The sequence below is a fragment of the Nocardia araoensis NBRC 100135 genome (genome assembly GCF_000308435.1).
Classification (GTDB): Bacteria; Actinomycetota; Actinomycetes; order Mycobacteriales; family Mycobacteriaceae; genus Nocardia; species Nocardia araoensis.
Window position 1 is genome coordinate 16254 of record NZ_BAFR01000162.1, and the last position, 15571, is coordinate 31824.

Sequence of the window (15571 nt, forward strand, 5' to 3'; positions counted from 1 at the left end):
ATCGGTGACCCTGCCCGCACCGGTCGTGCTCTTTCCGTTTCCCCTCGGGCAGCAGCACCTCGGTCAGGTGGTCTCGGTGAGTAGGCGGCGCAACGCCGTGGGGGTGTGGCCGAGATGTTCGCGGACGGTGCGGGTCAGGTGTGCCTGGTCGGCGAAGCCGAGGTGCGCGGCGAGGTCGGCGAGGCCGGTTTCCCCGGCGGTGAGCCGGTCGATGGCCCGGCCGACGCGTACCCGGTTGCGGTAGCGGGTCAGTGACAGTCCCATGTGCTGCGAGAACACCCGGCTCAGCCGGTACGGCGAGACCTTCAGCAGTGCGGCCAGGGATTGCAGGCCCGTCGATTCCGGTGCGTCGTCGATGATCGCCTCGCGGGCCGCGGTGACCAGCGCCCGGTCGGCGGGCCGCGACCGGGGGCTCGGCCATCCTGTGGCGAGTGCGACGAGCCGGACCAGCTCCTCGGTCAACGCGTAGTCGATGTCGCCACCTCGGACGGCGGCGAGAACACGGTGGTGGGCGAGATCGATACGGGCATCGAGGTACACCGCTCGCGGGTCGACGGCCCCGTCGCAGAGGCCGGGCGCGAGGGTCACCACGGTGCAGACGTCGCCGCCGAAGGGATGGGCGAACCGTTCCTCTTCGCCCGGTACGGCCAGGTAGCCGACTGTCGGGTCCAGGTCGGCCCGGTCTCCGTCGGACTGCCGCTGGAACCGGCCATGGCGCACGAGCACGAGGCGATGGTCGTCGCGGACCTCCGGAGCCGAGAAGCGGGTGTGATCGGAGCGGCAGGTCACCGTGGTGACGGTGAACTCGGGCCGGGCGGCGAGGGTTGTCGTGGACACCTGCGGACCGTACGCCGGGGGTACGACGAAAACGCCGCGCAAGGATCTTCAAGACCCGCGGCCGGGCCGGCGGGAATGCTGAGACCGCGCAACCGAATCGCCGCGGCCTGACCAGGAGGACCCCATGGCATCCGTTCACAAAGAATTCGACATCGACGCCGCGCCCGAGCAGGTATGGGATGCTGTCAGCGATTTCGGCGCGGTGCACCAGCGCCTCGGCCCGGGTCTCGTCACCGACGCACGGCTCGACGCGGACACCCGTACCGTCACCTTCGCCGACGGCACCGTCGTCGTGGAACGGCTCATCGACCTCGACCCGGTGAGCCGGCGTGTCGCGTACTCCATCGTCGGAGGCAGTCTGCATTCCTCCCATCACCACGCCTCGATGCAGGCGCTGCCCGGCAAGGACGGCGGGACCCTGGTCGTGTGGCACACCGATGTCCTGCCCGAGGCTATCGCTGTGCCGATAGCCGAGTTCGTCGAACAGGCGTCGGCTGTCATGCGCCGGACACTGGAGACAGCGGGATCCCGAGGGTCGAGTGGCGGCGAACTCGCATCGTAGGACGCTCATCGGGCAGGCTGAGTGACCGTGGGCCGAGGACGGTCGTACGGACTCTCCGCGCGGGCCCGCGGCCGGTCGGCCAGGGTGACCACGCCCGCCGCCGCCGTGACCACCGCAGCGAAGGCAACCAGCCCGGACCAGCCGAACCAGCCGACGGCGGCGGCGCCGAACGCGGTTCCCAAGCTGCCCCCGACGAAGTACACAGACATGTAGGCGCTGTTGAAGCGGGCAGGCGCCGACGGGTCGATGGCCAGGACCGTGCTCTGGTTGGCCACCTGCGCCGCGAACAGTCCGGCATCGAAGAGCCCGAGGCAGGCCAGCGTCACCACAGTGTTCGAGAGGGCGACGCCCAGAACTACCGCCGCGACAAGGGCGAGCGCGAGCCCCACCAGGATCACCCTTCGCGGGCCGACCCGATCGGTCCATCCGCCTGCGATCCGGGTCGCGAGGACGCCGGCGAGTCCGGCGCAGGCGTACAGGCCGATCCGTTCGGGCGAATACGAGTACGGAGGCTGCGACAGCGCCACCGCGAGGCCCGCCCAGATCGCACAGAACGCGAAGAACCACAGCGCTCCCCGTGCCGCCGCCCGGCGCAGTGCGGCGAAGCGGGCGAAGAGCCCGGGAATTCCGCGCACCGTATCCAGATATCCGGCATACGTGCGACCCCGCGCGGCAGGCAGGGTGGACAACGACACCGCCGCGACCGCGACACACGGCACCACGAATACGAGAAGCATTGCTCGCCAACCGATCACATCGGTAAGCCAGCCGCCGATGATGCGCCCGGCGAGGATTCCGGCAGATATGCCCGCGGTGACGATCCCCAAGACCGTGGCCCGCCGACGATGCTGCGCGAAACGCCCGGCCACCGAACTCAGCTGAGCTCCGACCGCCGACCCCGCCCCGACCATGCCCATGACGAATCCGAGGACCCAAGGCGATCCCGCCACCGCGCCGGCGGCAGAGGCAACCGCCAGCGCCGCGAACTGGGCCGCCACCACGATCCGCGGCGCGAACCGGTCGACCAGCGGCACCAGCAGGACCAGCCCCACCAGATAGCCGACCGGCCCGCACGCCAGAGCGATGCCGGTCGCCGCCACAGAGGTGTGCAGCGAACCGGCGACCTCCGCGACAGCCGGTTGCAGTAGGTAGACACTCCCCGTTCCGAGCGCGGCCGCCAGTGCCATGAACCACACGACAGGTGCCCGCAGCTCGGCATTCCCGGCGTCCGGGATCCGTTCGCTTTCCATTGCACCGACAGTAGGAATCCCGAGATCACGGTTCCGGCGAAAAATGGACAACACCGTCCCGTTCAGCTCCGCCCCCGGGACAGTTGCCCTTCGTGTTCTGCGATCAAGACGACCGGGCCGTGGTGACCTGGACCTACTCGTTCCAGCCCACCACGGCCCCGCTACGACCACTGGTATCGGCATTCGTCGGCCGGACCATGCCCGCGCTCGTGCGGGAGACACTCGCCGCGATGAAGCGCGGCGCGGAAGCCGCGGCCGGAGCGGGTCAGCCGGGGTAACCCCCGGGGAATCCCCCCAACAGAGCGAACACCTGAACGGCAATCGAAGACAGCAGGTCCGCGATGGTCATCGGTTCCATGGCAACTCCTTGTCGGGATGGGCGAACAGGAGACAGCCATGCGATCGTACGTGCGACGGACCCGTTTTCCGGTCAGTGCCGCCCACCGCGTGGCGGACCGCTAGCAGCTGTTCAGCATGGGTTTCGGCGGAACAGGACCCATCACCCCCCACGCCGTGGCCGCCGCGGGAACCACGAAGGGATGCAGTGCGGCGGACACCGCCAGCAACATGACAGCGACGATGGTGTCCAGCCAGTAGTGGTTGGCGGTGCCCACCACCACGAGCGTGGTCAGCGCCGGATGGGCCAGGGCGAGCCAGCGCCACGGCGTGCGGGTCGCGGCGACCACCGCAACACCGAGCAGCAATGCCCAGCCGACGTGCAGCGACGGCATGGCCGCGAACTGATTGGACAGACCGCCGGAATCTGCTTCGCCGTAGACGGATTGGCCGTAACGCGCGGCCAGATCGACGAACCCCTGGTCGGACAGCATGCGCGGTGGCGCGAGCGGGACCAGGATGTGCACCACGAGCGCCGTCCCGGTCAGCGCCACCATGAGATTCCTGGTCCAGCGATAGTGCTCCGGCCGGAACATCCACAGCCACAGCAGGACTCCGACCGCAACGGTGAAATGCGCACCGGCGTAATAGAAGTTGGCCGGAACGGCGAGAAACTCACGGTTCACGAACAACGCCTGGACCGCCTGCTCGTCCGTCAGGCCGAGCCGGTCCTCGAGCCCGAGCAGGCGGTGGGCGTTGACCAGGGCGCGCCCGGTGTCGTCGGCGGTGATCAGCCGCCCCGCGCGATAGCCGAGATAGAGCACCGTGATGAGGACGAGCTGCCCGACCGCCTCGCCGCCGCGACCACGCACGGCCGCCCGCACCCGTTCGACGACCCCGCCCGGCGCGAACTCGAGTCCGGCGCCCGGACCCCCGAAGTCCACAGCGACCATCGCGCGGCCTCCTTCCCCGTTGAATCAGGCCGTTTACCGAGAATTAAGTGGAGTGGTAACCTCCGTTTAAATTAGCACTACCGAACGGACAACTTCAGCAAGATGTGACGGGGCATACAGCCGCGTCTTGGATTTCGAGTTCACTTGCAGCACAGGTGATCTCGCGATACTTGCTACCCACTCAGTCGAGACAGAACTCGTTGCCCTCGATGTCCTGCATCACCAGACACGACTCGTTGACGCCATCGGCACGCAGCAGTCGCACGCGTACCGCGCCGAGCGCGACCAGTCGTGCGCATTCCGACTCCAGAGCAGCCACGCGCTCGTCACCCACGAGCCCCGTGGCGACCCGCACGTCGAGATGCAGCCGATTCTTTACGACCTTCCCCTCGGGCACACGCTGGAAGTACAGGCGCGGGCCCGCACCGGACGGATCGATACATGCGGAGCCGCGGTGCTCGTACCCCAATACCTCAGACCAGAAACGAGCGACGCGCTCAGGTTCCGCACAGTCGAAGGTGACTTGGATCTGCCTAACCGATGCCATCGGTCCACCATAGAGACGGGGTCTCACCGTCGTGTCCACGGACAGGCCTCCGTCGGGATGCATCCACCGCAGCCACTGTCACCGTGTGCGTGACCTCGACCGGCCGTGCGGCGCACGATACTGTGCGCCGCACGGCTTTTCAGAGGTCGGCGATCGCGGCGAGCGGCGGCGTGCGCGCCGCTCGCACCGCGGGCCAGAGGGCGGCGAGCACCCCGACGACCGCCGAGCTGATCAGGACGAGAATCAACTGGCTCCAGGGGATGGCGATCTGGTCGAGTCCCAGATCGCGTAGCGTGCGCAGGAATCCGACACCGAGGCCGAGCCCGAGCACCATGCCGACGATCGCGCCGAACACCGCGATCAGCATCGACTCCAGATAGATCGTGCGGCGCACCTGGGCGCGCTGCATACCGACCGCGCGCAGCATGCCGATCTCCCGGCGTCGCTCCACCACCGACAGCGCCAGAGTATTGACGATGCCGAGGATCGCGATCACCACCGCCAAGGCGAGCAGGCCGTAGAGGATGGCCAGCAGGGTGTTGATCTGCTTGCCCTGCGCCCCCTTGAATTCCTCGCGGTCCTGCACCTGCACCACGACGAACTGCTCGGTGGCCTTCTCCAGGTCGGCGCGCATCGTGCTGATGTTCGCGCCCGGTTGGGCCTTGATCAGCACCAGGAAGTTGGTCCGGAAGTTGAGCGGGACCACCTCGTCATAGACCGTCTGCGACACCACCATCGGGCCGAGCAACGGGTTCTTCTTGTACACACCGGTGACGGTGAGCGGGACCTTCTTGCCGTCGACGCTGGTCGGAGTCACCTGCTCACCGACTCTCCAGCCGCGGTCGTTCGCTTCGTCCTCGGACACGAGCACGTCTCTCGCGCCGAGAGTGTCGCTACCGCGCACGATCTCGTAGTTCAGCACGCCCCCCAGCGGACCGTCCGGCGACGTCACGAACACCTGATCGTCGCCGAGCTTGAACGGGGCGCCCCGCATACCCACCACTTGCGCCACACCGGGCACCTTGGTGCGCGCGGCATCGGCAGCGCCGAACGGCACACCGAGCAATTGCGGTCCGGCCAGCACGTAATCGGCGCGCACCCCCTTGTCGACCAGCACGCCGACGCTCTCCTTCGCCGAAGCGCCCAGCATGCCGATCGCGGAGACGAGCATCAGCCCCAGCGTGAGCGCGAACGCCGTCGCGGCGGTGCGGCGCGGATTGCGCGAAGCGTTGTTGCGCGACATCCGGCCGATCGGGCCGAACGGGCGCACCAGCACGCCGAGCCCGCCGACCAGTGGTCGCGACAGCGCAGGCGCGGCCAGCAGCACCGCGAAGATCAGTCCGAGCGCACCGACGCCGACCGTGGCGGCCGCCGTGCCACCGGTGCGTTGCGCGCCCAGCACGACGAGGACCGCGCCGAGCAGCGCGAGCACCGCGCCGAAGATCGTGCGCAGGCGCAGCGACTCCCCGATGGACGCGAACTCCTCGCGCATGGCCTGCACGGGCGGAATGCGCGAGGCGCGGCGGGCGGGCGCGTAGGCGCTCACCACCGTCACCGCCAGGCCGACCAGCAGCCCGACCACGATGGTGCGCGGCCGCACCGCCATCGATCCGGTCGGCAACCCCAGGTCGAACGCGTTGAGCACCGCCGACAATCCGAATGCCAGCGCGACGCCGCCCACCAGACCGATCACACTGCCGATCAACCCGATGACGAACGCCTCCGCCACCACCGACGTGCCGACCTGCCGCCTGCTCGCGCCGACCGCGCGCAGCAGCGCCAGCTCCCGCAAGCGTTGCGCGACGATCATCGAGAAGGTGTTGTAGATGATGAACGTGCCGACGATCAGCGCGATCGCGCCGAAGGCGAGCAAGAAGTAGTTGATGAAGTTGAGCGCGTTGGAGATTTCCTTCTTCAGGTCGGCCCGCACCTGATCGCTGTTCTGCACTTTGTAGCCGGGCAGTGCCTCGGCCAGGTTGTCGCGCAGTTCGTCGCCGGGGATGCCGGTGGCGGCCAGGTCCACGTAGGCGACGTGCAGGCCGTCGGTGAACAGCTTGCGCGCCTGCGTGTCGTCGAACAGCACCCCGATGAAACCGCCCGTGTCGGACGGGACCTCGTAGATGCCGGTGAGGGTCACGTCGATCGGATCGGGCTGGGAAGGGATGAGGATCTTGGTGCGGTCACCGATCTTCAGCCCGGCCCGCTCGGCCCCGCCGGTGTTGAGCGCGACCTCGCCGGACCGGGCGGGCGGGACGCCTCGGAGGAACTTCTCCGGCTCCGCGACGGCCTTCTCCGGCGGCAGGTACGACTTGCCGAACGTCGGCGCCCCGCCGGTCTGCACGGCCTTCTTGCCGGTCGGGTCGAGCAGCACCACCGGTCCGTTCACGCTCGGCGCGACCGTGCGGACGCCGGGGTATTTCGCCAGCTCGTCCACCACGTTGTTCGGCACGCCTTGCGCCTGACGTTCTTTCGGACTCACCCGGACGTCGACGCCCTTCGCCTCGTTGGCGAAGATCCCGTCGAACGTGCTCTGCAAAGTATCGGTGAACACGAACGAGCCCGCGATGAACGCGGTGCCGAGCACCACCGACAAAAGGGTCAATGCGAGCCGCACCTTGTGCGCGGCGAGATTGCGCAGCACGACCTTGCGCATCGGACTTCCGGCCATCACGCCCGCCCCCGATTCTTCCGTGAGCGCCCGGTCACGCCTGCTCCAGCGATTTCATCCGGTCGAGGACGGTGTCGGCGGTCGGATCGCGCATCTCGTCGACGATGCGTCCGTCGGCGAGGAACACCACCCGGTCGGCGAACCCGGCCGCGTGCGGTTCGTGGGTGACGATGACGACCGTCTGCCCGAACTCGTCCACCGCGGCGCGCAGGATCGACAGCACCTCCTCCGAGGAGCGCGAGTCCAGGTTGCCGGTCGGTTCGTCGCCGAAGATGATGTCCGGCTTCCCCACGAGCGCGCGGGCGCAGGCCACCCGCTGCTGCTGTCCGCCGGACAGCTCGCTGGGACGGTGAGTGAGCCGGCCGACCAGCCCGAGCCGCCGCACCACCGTCTCCAGCCATTCGCGATCGGGTGTGCGCCCCGCGATGTCCAGCGGCAACGTGATGTTCTCCAGCGCCGTCAGCGTCGGCACCAGGTTGAACGCCTGGAAAACGAATCCGATCCGGTCCCGGCGCAGGCGCGTCATCTGCTTGTCCGACAGCGTGGTGAGATCGGTGTCACCGATGCGGACGGTGCCCGAGCTGGCGCTGTCGAGCCCGGCCAGGCAGTGCATGAGCGTCGACTTACCCGATCCGGAGGGGCCCATGATCGCGGTGAACTCGCCCTTCGCGAACTCGGCCGACACTCCGTCCAATGCCCTGACCTGCGTATCCCCCGATCCGTAGACCTTGGTCAGTTCGATAGCGTGGGCCGCGACATCAGTCGATGCCGCCAGGTCGGCGATGTCGGCGCCCAAGGCTTGCGAAGTCATGCCGTCCAGTCTTACCGGCTTCGTCTCCACACGCCATCAGGGAACACCCTGTGTTCGACGCGCGACTTCGTCGCGCCGTATCAGCGGTCCGTGCTCGGTCTCGCTTCGCTCGACGACGTGATCGAGCCGAGCCGGCCGCGCCGGTCTCCGAGGTCCGGGCACATGGCACGCTGTTCGAGGAGTGGGGAATGTCACTCGACGCCTACTTGGACTGCACCAATTGTTTGGCCGGATTGGAGTCGGGAGCTACGCCGTCGTGGGCCACCATGGCGTCTTGACGCCCGAGGGCCGGACCGCCGGGCAGTAGTCCGACGATCGGCCACGGCGCCCGCTCCGGGGTGGCGTGCTCGGAATCCATGCCGAGAGCCTTTTGCGCCTCGGCGTCCTTGATGCCGTAGCGGACTCCGGTGTCGGCAACGTAGAACACGCTGTCTTTGCGCTGACTATCCGGCTCGATCCCGGTGGTCTGCACGAGCATCCCCGAGCCCGGTGTGGTGTAGAACTCGGCGACCTTGCCGCTGACGGCGTCGGCTTGGGCCAGCCGCACCGGTCGGGCATCGTCCGGGATAGGCAGTGCCCGCCCGGTTATCAGCGACAACTCGGCATGGCGGCCACCGTCGGCCGTGCCTGCCGGTGCGGTCGCCAGCGGCCTCCACGAGAGGCACTGCACCGCATGGTCTTTGATGTCCACCATGGTCGGCGCCGTGTCGGGATAGTCCTGCACGGGCAGCTCGTTCACGATGTCGGCCCTCGAGCGGGTATAGCCGGTGATTTCGTAGTTTCCAGCGGTGGGATTGGAATTGCGGATGATCTCCGCGGTCAAGGGCGAAATCGGCTGCAATCCTGTCCGCAACACGACGTAGTACTGATTCTCACTGGGCACTCGCACCACGTCGCCGTTGCGATGGCCATCGACGGGCTTGAGTGGGAAGCCGCCCGGATCGTCGATCCTGGGTGGGGCGATCCGCGTCACTTCGGGGACCGCGTTCAGAAGACCTTCGCTGATGGGGCGAGGAGTCATGCCGCGGATCTTCAACGCGTCGGTCACCGTGCGGTCTCCCATATCCACACGAGCACGGCGGCTGTCGTACAGCAGATATGCCGAGTCCTTGCCCTGCACCAGCAGCGCCCGTCCGTGCGGCAGCGCGCCGACCTTCTCACCCAGGTCGAGTTTGCCCGCGATGACGGTGCTGCTCAGCGCGTTCGAGCCATCTGTTCTCAGTTCGTCACACACCGTCCACGCGCGGCCTTCCCCCTTGGCGTCGAAGCTCAAGGCCGAAGGCGCGCCGGGAATGCCGATGAGCGTGCCGCGTGGTCGCTTCGCCAGCTCCGACTCTTTGACGATGGCAGGCTTGGCCGGATCACCGGCCGCCAACCGTGCCGATGCGAGATTGAGCGCCGGGTGCACCACGCCATCGAGCGTCACGTAGACCTGACCGGAATCCTTGCCGATGAGGATCTTGTTGTCGTCGATCTTGTTCTGCGGACGTATCAGCGCCAGCACACCGCAGCCCGCAAGTACCACGCAAGCCAGAATCAAGCCCGCGGCGTAGGCGCGTGATTGTGAGCGCATCGGGTCGTGCAACATACGCACATCCCGGCGCACCAAAGCGTGTTCCATCCGCCGAACCAGGAAGCGGTAACCGCTCACCTGCCAACGAGTGGTGGGTTTTGAAGGCATAAGTACTCCCCCGACCAGTGCTCACAACTTGCCGACATACCTTAGCTCCGCAGCACCTTTTCAGTGCTAATCCAGCGGGCTACGCCGACTCCCCGGCTACGACCCACTCGAACGCGGACGCTTTCGATCGGGCGCCCTCCTGGGTGCGGGAGCGGTTGGGTTCGCCGAGCTCGGACAGCAACTCCTCGGAGAGGTCGACCAGCGCGGCCAGGGTGGCGGGGGTGAACCAGTCCGGCCTGGTGGCGAAGAGGATGTCCTCGGAAGCGGTGTTTCCGCTGGCACCCGGCGCAAAGGGGCAGCCGCCGAGGCCGCCGAGCGCGCCGTCGACCATGTCCGCGCCCGCCGCGACGGCGGCGAGAGTGTTGGCCACACCCATGCCCCAGGTGTCGTGGCCGTGGAAGACGACGCGCCGGGGAGGCGTCCGCTCCCGCACCGCCGTGACCAGCGCGGACACTTCGCCGGGGTGGGCTTGTCCGAGCGTGTCGGCCAGGACGATGTCGTCCGCGCCCTCGGTGCGCGGGTCCCGGGCGATGGCCAGCACCCGCTCCGGGTCGACCGGGCCGTCGAACGGGCAGGTGAACGCCGTCGCCAAGCACAGCTGGATCGACCCGTCCACCTCGCGGGCCAGGCGCACCGCGTCCGGCATGGCGGCCACGCTGGCCTCGGTGTCGCGGCCGATGTTCGCCTTGTTGTGCGCGTCGGAGACCGAGAAGCAGTACTGGAAATTGCGCACTCCCGCCGCGGCGGCCTTCTCGACATGGCGCGGCGTCGCCACCCACACCCAGCAGCGGCGCAATTCCTCCGGCGTCAACGCGGCGACCAGTTCCATGGTGTTCGCCATCGGCGCGACCAGGTCCGGGCGCGCCATCGAGCCGATCTCCAGCGCGGGGACGCCCAGCGCGAGCAGGCGGCGCACGATGTCCACCTTGCGCCGCACCGGCAGCAGTTTGCCGGTCAACTGCAATCCGTCGCGCAACGTGACGTCGCGCAGCACCGGCGCGGTCATCGCTGCTCCCGCGCCCGGTGGTGATTGCACATCACGCCGCCCCACGGCTTTTCGCCCGCCCCGGTCGGATTCGGCTGCACAGTGGGCCTGCTGGTGCCGGGCGAGCGCGGTTCACCCGCGTTCCGCCCCTTCGGACGCCTACGGTCGTGCGGCCGCGTGCTCATCGCACCTCCAACGCGTCGATCTCGGCCTCGCTCATGCCGAGCAGACCCGACAGCACCTCCCGGGTGTGCTCACCCAGGTCGGGTCCGACGCTGCGGATGGGCAGGGACTGCTCCCCGATCACCGGGACGATGCCGGGAAAACCGACGGACTTCGGTTCCGGCGCGCCGACGTCCACGGTGAACGACTGGATCATGTTGCGCGCCCGATACTGCTCATCGGCCACGATGTCGGCCGCGGTGTAGATCGGACCGCACGGGATCGCGGCGGCATCCAGCAGTTTCAGCGCCTCGGCGCGGGTGCGCCGGACCGTCCACTCCCCGATCGCCGCGTCCAGCCGCTCCCGATTGCGCCAGCGGCCCGCGTTGTCCTGCAGGTCCGGATCCGCGGCCAGGTCGGGCCGATCGATGACCGCCATATAGCGCTGGAAGATGGCGTCGCCGTTGCCGCCGATGATGATGCTGGTCCCGTCCGCGCACGGGTAGGCGTTGCTCGGCGCGATGCCCTCCATCCGGCCGCCGACGCGTTCGCGCTGGATGCCGTAGGCGAGATAGTCCGGCACCAGCGATTCCATCACCGACAGGATCGCCTCGTTCAGCGCCACATCGATCACGCGCTCCCGCAGCGGAACCGATGCGTCCGGCTCGGTGCGGCGCTCACGCTGGAACAGCGCCATCACCGTGCCGAACGCGGCGTAGATGCCCGCGATGGAGTCGCCGATCGAGACGCCGGTGCGCACGGGCGGACGATCCGGATCGCCGACCAGTTCGCGCAGGCCGCCGACCGCCTCGGCCACCGCGGCGAACCCAGGGCGCTCCGACATGGGGCCGGTCTGCCCGTAGGCGGAGATCCTGGTGATCACCAGATCCGGATTCGCCTCGTTCAACACTTCGGGGCCGAGACCCCATTTCTCCAGCATGCCGGGCCGGAAATTCTCCAGCAGCACGTCGCAGCGGCGGATCAGATCGAGCACGATCCCGCGCCCCGCCTCCGTGCGCAGATCCAGCGTGATCGATTTCTTGTTCCGATTGATCGTCCGGTAGAGCATCGAGGTGTCGCCGCCGTAGAGCCGCCAGTTGCGCAGCTCGTCGCCCGCTTTCGGGCGTTCCACCTTGATCACCTCGGCGCCGAAGTCGCCGAGAATGCGCCCGGCGGTCGGCGCGGCGATGTAATTGCCGAGTTCCAGGACGCGCACCCCGTCCAGCGGCCGAATACTCATGGCAACAAGTATGAGCTGTGCTGGTTTCTGCAGCGCCTGCGGCGCTGCGTGTCCGCGGCCCCGGGAAGTCTCGCGCCCGAGGACACCGCATGGCCCCTCAACAGCCGGAGGCCCGGCAACCATGCGGGGCCCTCGCTCAGGACGCGAGCAGCTGGGTGTCCTCGATGATCGAGTAGTGCTCGGCGTTGCCCGCGATGACGGTGCTCGTCGATCCGTCGACGCCGACCGGGACGTCGCCGGCCAGGGTGATGCGGGTCAGCTTGCGCGGCTGGTCGTCGTAGTCGTCGATGGCGTAGTGCTGGGTGGCGCGGTTGTCCCAGATGGCGACGTCGCCCGGCTCCCAGTTCCAGCGGGCGGTGTTCTCCAGCCGGGTCACCCGGTCCTGGAACAGCCGGAACAGCGCGTGCGACTCCGTGCTGGACAGCCCGGCGAAATGCTTGACGAAGTGGCCGAGCAGCAACGCCCGCTCCCCGGTCTCTGGGTGCACGCGCACCACCGGGTGCTCGGTCTCGTAGTAGGTGGACTCGAACTCGGCGCGGTAGGCCGCCGTGTTGGGACGCGGCGTCTCCTCGACGCGGGCGTAGTCGTAGACGTTCGTGTGCACGGCGCGCAGGGATTCGGCGAGCCGCTTCAGCGGCTCCGGCAGCGACTCGTACGCCGCGACGGTGGACGCCCAGGTGGTGGCGCCGCCGTAGGACGGCAGGTGCACCGCGCGCAGGATGGACGCCTTCGGGATGCGGTCGACGAAGGTGACGTCGGTGTGCCAGCTGTTGGCGCGGCCGTGCTCGGAATCGATCGCCAAGCTCTTCACGCCGTGCGAGGTGACCGTCGGGTGCGGGGTGGTCGGCGAGCCGAGCAGCTGGGCGAACTCGTACTGCCCGTCCTCGGTGAGGTGATCCTGCCCGCGGAAGAAGATGACCTTGTGCTCCAGCAACGCGCGGTGGATCACATCGACGGTGGCCGGATCCAGGTCGCCGCCGAGCCGGACGTTGTCGATCCGCGCGCCGATACGAGCGCCGAGCCTGGTCACCGAGGCCGTGGATGGGGTGGCGGGTGCGACCGTCATGAGATCACCTTCGCTGTCGAGATCGGTTACTGCTCCCAGGAGCACATCACCGAAACGACCCCGCTGACCAGGGTTTTCGTCGCGCTGATCGCAAACGGAGCGAAAGAACCGCGGCCATCGTGCCGCCGAACGCCGCAACCTCGCCGAGCCCGGCCCGAGGTCGGCTCCCTCAGCGTCCGCCCAACTCGGCCACCGCTCGTTCGGCCGGAATCACCTCGTGCATCCGCAACGCGGAATCACCGGCGTACAACGCGGCGCGGTCGACCCACTGCTCCGGCATGCCCTCCGTCGGACAATCGCCCGAGTCGCGGTCTTCACTGCGAGCCGGATCGCCTGGTGCGGGAATGCCCGCCGGGCGCGAGTCCTACGAGCGCCGTTCGCGCGGGCGCTGCAAATCAAACACAGTGCTCGCGCAAGTACGCCAAGTCCTCGGCGAGGCCGTCGGCCGGAGTCTCCAGGACCACCGGCGCGTCCGCGGTCCGGCACACCTCGGCGAGCAGTTGCGGGTCGATGGTGCCGTCGGCGAAGTTCGCGTGCCGGTCGGCGCCGGAGTTGAATTCGTCGCGCGAGGAGTTCAGGTGGACCAGATCGATCCGGCCGGTGATGGCCTTGATCCGGTCGACGACGCCGATCAGCTCCTCACCGCCCGCCCAGGCGTGGCAGGTGTCCAGGCAGAACCCGGCGCCGTAATCGCCCACCGCGTCCCACAGCCGCGCGATGGAATCGAAATGCCTGGCCATGGCGTGATTGCCGCCCGCTGTGTTCTCGATCAGGATCGGCACCGCGAAACCGCCTTTGTCCTGCTGACGCTCGAACAGTTTGCGCCAATTGTCGATACCGGTCTCCAGCTCGGCGTCGGAACGCACATGCCCGCCGTGCACGACCAGACCGAACGCGCCGAGGTCGGCGGCCGCCTTCGCCTGCTGCGCCACCGCGTTGCGCGAAGGCATGCGCAGCCGGTTGTTCAGGCTCGCGACGTTGATCTGATAGGAGGAGTGCACCACGACATCGATCGGGCTGGCGAGAATCTCCTCGGTCCGCGGATGCGGGGTGGGTTTGTCCCAGCTCTGCGGATCGACCACGAACATCTGGATGACGTCGGCGCCGAGTTTCTCCCCGAAGCCGATCGGGTCGCTGTCGAGCCGGACGTGTGCTCCAATGCGCATGCGGGTCACAGTACTGGCTGCTACCGACGACAATCGAGGTAGCGCGGCGACTGTTACGTCCCGATGGCTCATCGAGATACATGGATAGTGTCCGCGCGCTCGACTCGACAAGGGGGTGTACACGGTGTTGCAGACCGGCGATATCTTCGCGGGCTACGTCATCAAACGCGTCCTCGGCCATGGCGGCATGGGCACGGTGTACCTCGCCCAGCATCCCCGGCTGCCCCGCCTGACGGCGCTGAAACTGCTCAATCGCGAGCTGTACGCCGACACCGGCATTCGCCGCCGCTTCGAACGCGAAGCCGATCTGGTGGCGCGGCTCGACCACCCGAACATCGTGACGGTGTTCGATCGCGGCGCCGAGGACCAGCAGCTGTGGATCTCGATGCAGTACGTGCCCGGCGCGGACGCATCCTGCGCGGACGTCGACGTGCTCGCGCCGTGGCGCGCGGTGCAGATCGCCGCCGACACCGCCGCGGCGCTGGACTTCGCGCACGCGAACCAAGTGCTGCACCGCGACGTGAAACCGGCGAACATCCTGCTGGCGAAGGCGCCGATCGGGCAGCCGGAACGGGTGCTGCTCACCGATTTCGGGATCGCGGGCATCCGCGGCGCGGAGAGCACCATCGGCTCGTCCGGCACGATCACCGCGACACTCGCCTTCGGCGCTCCGGAACAGCTGATCGGCAGGCCGCTGGACGACCGCGCCGATCAGTACTCGCTGGCGTGCACGCTGTTCTGGATGCTCACCGGCGCGCCGCCCTATCCGGGCGCCAACCCGGCGGCCGTGGTGAACAGCCATCTGTACGCGCCGATCCCGGTGCTGAGCCGCGCACGTCCCGGCCTGCCGCCCGCGCTGGATCCGGTGCTGGCGCGCGCCATGGCCAAGCGGCCGGAGGATCGATTCGCCAGTTGCGCGGAGTTCGCCGCCGCGGCGAAACATGCCCTCGCCGAACCGCGCGCCTGGCATCGGAGGGCGCCGCACGGCATCCACCCCGACGGGTACCCGACCGCGCCGACGCATACGTCCGCGGCCGCACCGCAGCACCGGCCGAGACCGCAGGAAACCCCTCTGCCGTCCGCGCCGCGCCCGAGTTTCCTGCCGCCGCGCCGCCCGGTGCATCCCGCTCTCATCGAGTTGCCGAACTTGCCCATGCGCCCGGGCTCGGCGGTGCGACCGCACCAGCAACCCCCGGACCCCCGGCCTCCACCGGACGGTCCCGCGCCTGCCGATCGCCCGCGCCATACCACGCTCGACGAGCGATAGGCGAGGCGCGACTACTGCTATGGTTTCGATGTTTTCCGTG

The 15571-nt window shown here is 68.4% G+C and carries 14 protein-coding genes; 3 read left to right on the top strand and 11 right to left on the bottom strand.

The annotated features are described in order from the left end of the window. Window positions 1-63: 63 nt before the first annotated feature. Complete coding sequence (locus ON21_RS22305; protein WP_039800421.1) at window positions 64-837, bottom strand: helix-turn-helix domain-containing protein; 774 nt, start codon at window positions 835-837, stop codon at window positions 64-66. 124 nt (window positions 838-961) lie between these two features. Here ON21_RS22305 and ON21_RS22310 point away from each other — a divergent pair, with 124 nt between their 5' ends. Then, entirely contained in the window at window positions 962-1399 is a 438-nt protein-coding gene (locus ON21_RS22310) for an SRPBCC family protein (protein ID WP_039800422.1), read from the top strand. A 5-nt stretch (window positions 1400-1404) separates the two neighbouring features. Here ON21_RS22310 and ON21_RS22315 read toward each other — a convergent pair whose 3' ends face one another. Beyond that, window positions 1405-2649 (bottom strand): MFS transporter, encoded by a 1245-nt coding sequence (locus ON21_RS22315; RefSeq protein WP_051021211.1) that lies wholly within the window; start codon window positions 2647-2649, stop codon window positions 1405-1407. Window positions 2650-2741: 92 nt separating this feature from the next. Between ON21_RS22315 and ON21_RS22320 the strand changes: the two genes are divergently transcribed. Continuing rightward, entirely contained in the window at window positions 2742-2927 is a 186-nt protein-coding gene (locus tag ON21_RS22320; RefSeq protein ID WP_157170918.1) for a hypothetical protein, read from the top strand. A gap of 180 nt (window positions 2928-3107) precedes the next feature. Here ON21_RS22320 and ON21_RS22325 read toward each other — a convergent pair whose 3' ends face one another. From ON21_RS22325 to ON21_RS22365, 9 genes are all read right to left on the bottom strand, one after another. Further along, complete coding sequence (locus ON21_RS22325; RefSeq protein ID WP_086006468.1) at window positions 3108-3938, bottom strand: phosphatase PAP2 family protein; 831 nt, start codon at window positions 3936-3938, stop codon at window positions 3108-3110. A gap of 181 nt (window positions 3939-4119) precedes the next feature. Next, window positions 4120-4485, bottom strand: coding sequence for a VOC family protein (locus tag ON21_RS22330; protein WP_039800451.1), 366 nt, complete (start codon window positions 4483-4485; stop codon window positions 4120-4122). A gap of 139 nt (window positions 4486-4624) precedes the next feature. Beyond that, window positions 4625-7153, bottom strand: coding sequence for an ABC transporter permease (locus ON21_RS22335; protein WP_039800424.1), 2529 nt, complete (start codon window positions 7151-7153; stop codon window positions 4625-4627). A gap of 34 nt (window positions 7154-7187) precedes the next feature. Next, window positions 7188-7964 (bottom strand): ABC transporter ATP-binding protein, encoded by a 777-nt coding sequence (locus ON21_RS22340; protein ID WP_051021216.1) that lies wholly within the window; start codon window positions 7962-7964, stop codon window positions 7188-7190. 202 nt (window positions 7965-8166) lie between these two features. Then, complete coding sequence (gene eccB, locus ON21_RS22345) at window positions 8167-9645, bottom strand: type VII secretion protein EccB (RefSeq protein ID WP_051021212.1); 1479 nt, start codon at window positions 9643-9645, stop codon at window positions 8167-8169. 79 nt (window positions 9646-9724) lie between these two features. Next, window positions 9725-10651: a hydroxymethylglutaryl-CoA lyase-like TIM-barrel protein gene (locus tag ON21_RS22350; protein WP_039800426.1), complete on the bottom strand. Its 927-nt coding sequence runs from the start codon at window positions 10649-10651 to the stop codon at window positions 9725-9727. Between the two features lie 160 nt (window positions 10652-10811). Continuing rightward, complete coding sequence (locus ON21_RS22355) at window positions 10812-12032, bottom strand: CaiB/BaiF CoA transferase family protein (protein WP_039800427.1); 1221 nt, start codon at window positions 12030-12032, stop codon at window positions 10812-10814. Between the two features lie 136 nt (window positions 12033-12168). Beyond that, the gene (locus ON21_RS22360; protein WP_039800428.1) at window positions 12169-13098 is read right to left on the bottom strand and encodes a TauD/TfdA dioxygenase family protein; all 930 of its coding nucleotides are present in this window, start codon (window positions 13096-13098) and stop codon (window positions 12169-12171) included. 395 nt (window positions 13099-13493) lie between these two features. Beyond that, a complete protein-coding gene (locus tag ON21_RS22365; RefSeq protein ID WP_039800429.1) occupies window positions 13494-14264 on the bottom strand; it encodes a deoxyribonuclease IV in 771 nt (256 codons plus the stop codon). 124 nt (window positions 14265-14388) lie between these two features. Between ON21_RS22365 and ON21_RS22370 the strand changes: the two genes are divergently transcribed. Beyond that, window positions 14389-15531, top strand: a complete 1143-nt coding sequence (locus ON21_RS22370; RefSeq protein ID WP_083880806.1) for a serine/threonine-protein kinase — start codon at window positions 14389-14391, stop codon at window positions 15529-15531. Window positions 15532-15571 lie beyond the last annotated feature (40 nt).

Bases quoted from the DNA above. Each gene is read 5' to 3' on its own strand.
- ON21_RS22310 (WP_039800422.1), top strand. From the start codon at position 962: ATGGCATCCGTTCACAAAGAATTCGACATCGACGCCGCGCCCGAGCAG.
- ON21_RS22315 (WP_051021211.1), bottom strand. From the start codon at position 2,649: ATGGAAAGCGAACGGATCCCGGACGCCGGGAATGCCGAGCTGCGGGCA.
- ON21_RS22325 (WP_086006468.1), bottom strand. From the start codon at position 3,938: ATGGTCGCTGTGGACTTCGGGGGTCCGGGCGCCGGACTCGAGTTCGCG.
- ON21_RS22330 (WP_039800451.1), bottom strand. From the start codon at position 4,485: ATGGCATCGGTTAGGCAGATCCAAGTCACCTTCGACTGTGCGGAACCT.
- ON21_RS22335 (WP_039800424.1), bottom strand. From the start codon at position 7,153: ATGGCCGGAAGTCCGATGCGCAAGGTCGTGCTGCGCAATCTCGCCGCG.
- ON21_RS22340 (WP_051021216.1), bottom strand. From the start codon at position 7,964: ATGACTTCGCAAGCCTTGGGCGCCGACATCGCCGACCTGGCGGCATCG.
- eccB (WP_051021212.1), bottom strand. From the start codon at position 9,645: ATGCCTTCAAAACCCACCACTCGTTGGCAGGTGAGCGGTTACCGCTTC.
- ON21_RS22350 (WP_039800426.1), bottom strand. From the start codon at position 10,651: ATGACCGCGCCGGTGCTGCGCGACGTCACGTTGCGCGACGGATTGCAG.
- ON21_RS22355 (WP_039800427.1), bottom strand. From the start codon at position 12,032: ATGAGTATTCGGCCGCTGGACGGGGTGCGCGTCCTGGAACTCGGCAAT.
- ON21_RS22360 (WP_039800428.1), bottom strand. From the start codon at position 13,098: ATGACGGTCGCACCCGCCACCCCATCCACGGCCTCGGTGACCAGGCTC.
- ON21_RS22365 (WP_039800429.1), bottom strand. From the start codon at position 14,264: ATGCGCATTGGAGCACACGTCCGGCTCGACAGCGACCCGATCGGCTTC.